The sequence below is a fragment of the Nostoc sp. NMS4 genome (assembly GCF_017115095.1).
GTDB lineage: Bacteria > Cyanobacteriota > Cyanobacteriia > Cyanobacteriales > Nostocaceae > Nostoc.
Map to the genome: position 1 here is coordinate 1 of NZ_JABXKI010000402.1, position 5,572 is coordinate 5,572.

Sequence of the window (5,572 nt, forward strand, 5' to 3'; positions counted from 1 at the left end):
GGAGAACATTTATAAAAGCGGATCGTTGGGTAGTAAGCAAAAGTCATTAACAACCATGCGAATAAACCTGTAAATGCGATCGCCCAATTACCCCAAACTAAACCCAAAATCACACCCATCAGTGGAACTAGATAAATCAGAGGCATTCCCACCAAAGTCCCCAATAGTAGTAATGGCGAATAATTCAGTTGAGTATAGGCGGTACGAGCAACCATATCCCAAATCGTCGCCAGCGAGTCATAGGGACGCAAACTGCGAGTCAAGGTACTCAATCCTAGCCAGATACGCCCTTGATTGGGCATTGGGCTTGTCCCCTTATCCCCCACCACTCCCCCACTACTTTTAACAGCCTGAGCTAGGGCACAATCGTCAATTAAAGCTTGGCGAATCACTTGAATACCCCCGATTCGCTCTAAAGCTTCACGGGCGATCAGAATAGATCCACCGGCGGCTCCTGCGATGGGATTGTTGGGATTATTCACCCAGCGAAAAGGATAGAGTTTTTGGAAGAAAAAAACGAAAGCTGGAATCAAAAGTTTTTCCCAAAAGCTTTCACACCTGAGTCGTACCATTACAGAAACCATATCTAAATCTTCCTGCACAGCTTTCGCAACAAGTCGGCGAAGATTACCAGCATCGTGTTCGATATCTGCGTCAGTCAGTAAAAAATAGTCAGGTGCGAATAAACTTGCGCTCTTTATACCTTGCTCAACTGCCCAAAGTTTCCCCGACCAACCAGGGGGCAGTGACTCGCCCGTGATAATATGCAATTGCTGGGGTTTACCGACAGCGTGTGCAACCCCTTCGGCAAAATTTGCTGTCCGGTCTGTGCTGCGATCGTCTACTAAAAACACGTTAAAAGAACCAGGGTAATCTTGGAGTAGGAGCGATCGCAAACTAGTTGGTATTAACTCAGCTTCATTACGGGCTGGAACCACGACACAAACCACAGGTAACGATTTTAGCTGAGTTTCTGTAACCTCTAATTGCTGGTCTGTTCGCCAAAATTGTCCCCAAAAACACAGTAATCCTAACCAAATTGTCAAGGATAAGAGCATCAATCCTAATACAATTACATCCATGACCTATTGCAAATTCTCAGTAACTCAGACAGAATACTATGTCTACTAATAGAGTAAAAATTTTTTTACTGTAGTGCCGTGTTTATGAGTGGGTGTTGAGGTTAAATAGGATTTGATGCAAACACAAGACAGGGTAAAAGTCAATCAAGTCGCAAATGCGATCGCAGCTAGCCAAGAATATCTGCTTTCGATTCAAAATCCGGCAGGTTACTGGTGGGCAGAGTTAGAATCTAATGTCACCATCACTGCTGAAGTTGTCCTTTTGCATAAAATTTGGGGAACAGACCAAACTAGACCTTTGCACAAAGTTGCAGCATATTTGCGTCAAGAGCAACGGCAGCATGGCGGTTGGGAACTTTACTATGGTGATGGTGGAGAAGTTAGCACCTCGGTTGAAGCTTACATGGCGCTCAGGCTGCTAGGTGTACCAGCAACCGATCCCGACATGATTCGGGCAAAAGCTTTTATTCTCCAACGGGGTGGAATCAGCAAAACTCGGATTTTTACCAAGTTACACCTAGCCTTGATTGGCTGCTACAACTGGCGGGGTATTCCCTCACTACCAGCTTGGGTGATGTTGTTGCCAAATGCTTTCCCGGTGAATATTTACGAGATGTCTAGCTGGGCACGTTCCAGCACAGTACCGTTGTTGATTGTATGCGATCGCAAACCTGTTTTTATCACCAACCCAACTATCAACCTAGATGAGCTATATGCCGAAGGTGTCGATCGAGTCCGGTGGGAATTACCCCAAAGTGGTGATTGGACTGATTTATTCCTCACCCTCGATCGGGGTTTCAAGTTAGCAGAAAGTCTGAATTTAGTACCCTTTCGTGAAGAAGGTATCAAAGCCGCCGAAAAGTGGATTTTAGAACGCCAAGAAGCTACAGGCGACTGGGGTGGCATTATTCCGGCAATGCTGAATTCAATGCTAGCTTTGCGGTGTCTGGATTATGACCGAAACGATCCCATTGTGGAACGAGGTTTGCAAGCAATTGATAACTTTGTCATTGAAACCGAGAATAGCTATCGGGTACAGCCTTGTATTTCACCCGTTTGGGATACAGCTTGGGTGATGCGTGCGTTAATAGAATCTGGTTTTGCACCAGATCATCCCGCCGTCGTAAAGGCTGGAGAATGGTTGTTGCAAAAACAAATTTTAGATTACGGAGATTGGGCGGTCAAAAATCGTCAAGGAAAACCAGGGGCTTGGGCGTTTGAGTTTGAGAATCGCTTTTATCCCGACGTAGATGACTCGGCGGTGGTGGTGATGGCTCTACATTTGGCGAAACTCCCGAATGAAAAAATCAAACAGGCTGCGATCGCTCGTGGGTTAAACTGGATTGCATCTATGCAATGTAAACCAGGTGGGTGGGCTGCTTTTGATTTGGATAACGATCAAGATTGGCTCAACTCGATTCCTTATGGCGATTTGAAAGCCATGATCGATCCAAACACCGCAGATGTTACGGCGAGAGTTGTAGAAATGCTGGGTGCTTGTGATTTGGCAATTGATAGTGATAATTTAGAGCGATCGCTAACTTATCTTTTGCGCGAACAAGAAACCGAAGGCTGTTGGTTTGGTCGTTGGGGTGTAAATTATATCTACGGCACCAGTAGCGTTTTGTCAGCCTTGGCGTTAATCGATCCTCAAAAGCATAAACTCAGTATAGAACGGGGAGCAGCTTGGTTAATTGGATGTCAAAACTCAGATGGTGGTTGGGGTGAGACTTGCCGCAGCTACGACGATCCCAGTCTTAAAGGAAAAGGAAATAGTACTGCATCTCAAACTGCTTGGGCAATAATAGGCTTAATAGCAGCAGGTGAAGCTACTGGTAAATTAGCTCTTGATGCGATCGAGCGGGGAATTGGCTATTTGGTGGTAACTCAACAGCCCGATGGTACTTGGTTTGAGGCCGACTTTACAGGTACTGGATTTCCTTGCCATTTTTATCTTAAGTATCATCTCTATCAACAATACTTTCCTTTAATTGCACTAGGTCGTTATCAAGCAGCGATCCAAAAAGGTTAAGAGTAATTGTAATTTATATGCATTTGCTCTACCTCCCGAACCCTGCCCTCGATCGGGGCTAAGGTGTACACACAAGTCTTAAAAACCTAGCTTGATGAGGCTTTCCTTATTCTCATAGAAAGAAACCCTTGATTTTGTATTAGTCCACGTTCGCGTAGCGTTCCGCAGGAAAGGTGGACTTTGTTTGTGTAGCAGCGATTTCTAATCGCCCAATACTTTTCAAACATCCTCTAATGCCTAAAATCAATGTATTTCTATTCCCTAGCAATGACAATATCGTTAGATTTAATAACTGCATAAGCTTCTTTTCCCTCAGATAATTCCAACTCTTCTGCGGAAGCTCTGGTGATAATCGAAGTTAATTGTACTTTGTGAACAATCTCCAGAGTAACCTCACTATTCACTGCTCCATAAATAACTCGTTTAACTACACCTTTAAGAATATTGCGAGAGCTAACTTTTAGTGATTTCTTTTGAATACTACTTTCTATGTCAGGCTTGTGAGTGTAGTAGATATCTTCCTCTTTTTCTTGCTGAGTTGGTGGTGATATTGATGCCAAGCTTTGCTGAGTGAGACTACGCACGAGTTCCCGCAGAATCTCAGTCTTGGTGCGTTGAGACTGTTCGCAAAACTCCTCTAGAATCTTCCGCTCGTCTTCTGAAGTTTGAAATGTAACCCATCCTTGTTCTTTTCTTGGCATAATAATATTATCAATTTTGGTTATCTTGGTAAAATTCTACCAAGTATCAATTCGATACGTCGTTTTAGTAATAACATTTTTTTTGTCAGGATTTTCGGCATTTTTATCGCAAATTAATTAACTAATCTCATATAGTTAACTACATATATATTTATTTTTTTCTAGATGCGAAATATTTTGTTACTTGAAATTTTCTAAATCATCACTAAATTATTACCAACTAAGATGGTATAACGTGAGTTCACAGCCGGGGGATGAAACACCTAAAATCGCGTTCTCAAGACCTGCGAAGTTTATTTGAGAACAATATCACTATTGAATACGTGGCAGAACCCCTGAAAGCTATGCCAGCTGATGCGGAGGCGAAAGAAGTGCTGCATTGGATGCAAGCACAGAATTTTGATGTTATCGGCGTTGAGACGGGAGATATTATTAGCGGTTATGTAGAACGCTCTAGTTTGATTCCAGCTAAAGAAGGCAAATGTAGCGACTATCAACGGGTGTTTCATCCCAAAGAACTAATTGCTATTTCTACCCCACTGATTAAGTTGCTACCAATTTTGCAACAAACTCCACGATTATTTGTCTTAGATTGCAATCAGGTAAGTGGTATTGTTACCTGTGGTGATTTACAAAAAGCACCCGTGCGAATGTTACTGTTCGGCTTAGTAACGCTGCTAGAAATGAATTTACTGCGGCTGGTGCGAATTTACTATCCCCAAAATTCTTGGCAAAAAGTCCTTAAACCTGAGCGTTTAGAAGTTGCTCAACGGCTATGGCGAGAGAGTCAAGAAAGAAACGAAGCCACCGATTTATTAGATTATCTGCAATTCTGTGATAAACGAGAGTTGATTTTAAATCAACCAGAACTTCTCCAGCAATTAGGACTAAAATCAAAACGGTTTGGTGAACGCTTCCTCAAGTCTGCTGAACAGTTGCGAAACCGATTAGCTCACGCCCAAAATTTAGTTAGTGGTTCCTCTTGGACAGAGTTGATTTCTCTAGCAGAAGCGATGGAAAAGCTATTAATTCACTGTGAGGAAGTTGAGTGAATTTTTCAGCTTTACATAACATTATTTAACCATTTTGTCAAGTCTGCTGCTGTCGAGAAATCTAATAGCGCCTCACTTAAATCCTCTAATTGAGTGAGAGATAATGCTTCAATCTGCGGTTCTGATTGAGTCTTAAAGTGGCTTGTTGAGCGAATCACTAACTTGAGTACCTGTATAATTGGGAACCCAACTCTCTGCTATTGCAAAATAGCGTACTGCCTTGAAATTCAACGATGCAGTTGGGCTGCACCAATGCTCAACGCCAGCAGGGATGTAGAGATAGTCTTGTGCCTGAACTAAAAGCTTTACCTGGCTGCCATCAGGACGCACGAAGCCATAGATTATTTCTCCTGCTAATACGTAGAGAGGTTCAGCCGCAGGATGAGTATGGTAACGCCCGTAGGTTGCTATCAGATGGTGAAGATTGAAGGAACCTGGATGTACATTGAGTAAGTCACACCAAAGAGCGCCATTTTCTTGCTGAAGAAATTCAAAGACGCTGTTATGGAGTTCTACACAATAACGTTTTTCAGCCTCAGTTAAAACGTCCTGGTCTAACAGATTGGGGAAGAGTAGCGATGTTCCAGGGTCGTAGTGTCTGAGTTGAATGCCAAGAGGCGCAAGTTCACGAATTATTTCGCCTAGATCGCTCTCAATCGTACCATCGTCAAGTAGTAGGTTAGCCATGACAAAAAGACTAATTAA

Annotated in this window: 6 protein-coding genes; 2 read left to right on the forward strand and 4 right to left on the reverse strand. The window is 43.0% G+C overall.

The window, feature by feature from the left end; all coding sequences use genetic code 11:
* On the reverse strand, window positions 1-1,082 hold a 1,082-nt coding region (locus tag HWQ37_RS32705), incomplete at its 3' end, for a glycosyltransferase (RefSeq protein ID WP_292755290.1).
* A 115-nt stretch (window positions 1,083-1,197) separates the two neighbouring features.
* Here HWQ37_RS32705 and shc point away from each other — a divergent pair.
* Window positions 1,198-3,114, forward strand: coding sequence for a squalene--hopene cyclase (gene shc, locus HWQ37_RS32710; RefSeq protein WP_292755292.1), 1,917 nt, complete (start codon window positions 1,198-1,200; stop codon window positions 3,112-3,114).
* Window positions 3,115-3,368: 254 nt separating this feature from the next.
* On the opposite strand, the gene HWQ37_RS32715 is transcribed toward shc, so the two are convergent.
* On the reverse strand, window positions 3,369-3,815 hold the full coding sequence (locus HWQ37_RS32715) for a TOBE domain-containing protein (protein ID WP_292755294.1): 447 nt from the start codon (window positions 3,813-3,815) through the stop codon (window positions 3,369-3,371).
* A gap of 254 nt (window positions 3,816-4,069) precedes the next feature.
* Between HWQ37_RS32715 and HWQ37_RS32720 the strand changes: the two genes are divergently transcribed.
* Complete coding sequence (locus HWQ37_RS32720; RefSeq protein ID WP_292755295.1) at window positions 4,070-4,867, forward strand: hypothetical protein; 798 nt, start codon at window positions 4,070-4,072, stop codon at window positions 4,865-4,867.
* 11 nt (window positions 4,868-4,878) lie between these two features.
* On the opposite strand, the gene HWQ37_RS32725 is transcribed toward HWQ37_RS32720, so the two are convergent.
* Window positions 4,879-5,025 (reverse strand): DUF4351 domain-containing protein, encoded by a 147-nt coding sequence (locus HWQ37_RS32725; RefSeq protein WP_292755296.1) that lies wholly within the window; start codon window positions 5,023-5,025, stop codon window positions 4,879-4,881.
* The gene (locus tag HWQ37_RS32730) at window positions 5,000-5,554 is read right to left on the reverse strand and encodes a cupin domain-containing protein (protein WP_292755297.1); all 555 of its coding nucleotides are present in this window, start codon (window positions 5,552-5,554) and stop codon (window positions 5,000-5,002) included. The genes HWQ37_RS32725 and HWQ37_RS32730 overlap by 26 nt, the downstream gene beginning before the upstream one ends.
* Between the last annotated feature and the right edge of the window lie 18 nt (window positions 5,555-5,572).

What these genes read in the sequence shown, in the direction of transcription:
- shc (WP_292755292.1), top strand. Translation starts at nt 1,198, where the DNA reads ATGCAAACACAAGACAGGGTAAAAGTCAATCAAGTCGCAAATGCGATC.
- HWQ37_RS32715 (WP_292755294.1), bottom strand. Translation starts at nt 3,815, where the DNA reads ATGCCAAGAAAAGAACAAGGATGGGTTACATTTCAAACTTCAGAAGAC.
- HWQ37_RS32720 (WP_292755295.1), top strand. Translation starts at nt 4,070, where the DNA reads ATGAAACACCTAAAATCGCGTTCTCAAGACCTGCGAAGTTTATTTGAG.
- HWQ37_RS32730 (WP_292755297.1), bottom strand. Translation starts at nt 5,554, where the DNA reads ATGGCTAACCTACTACTTGACGATGGTACGATTGAGAGCGATCTAGGC.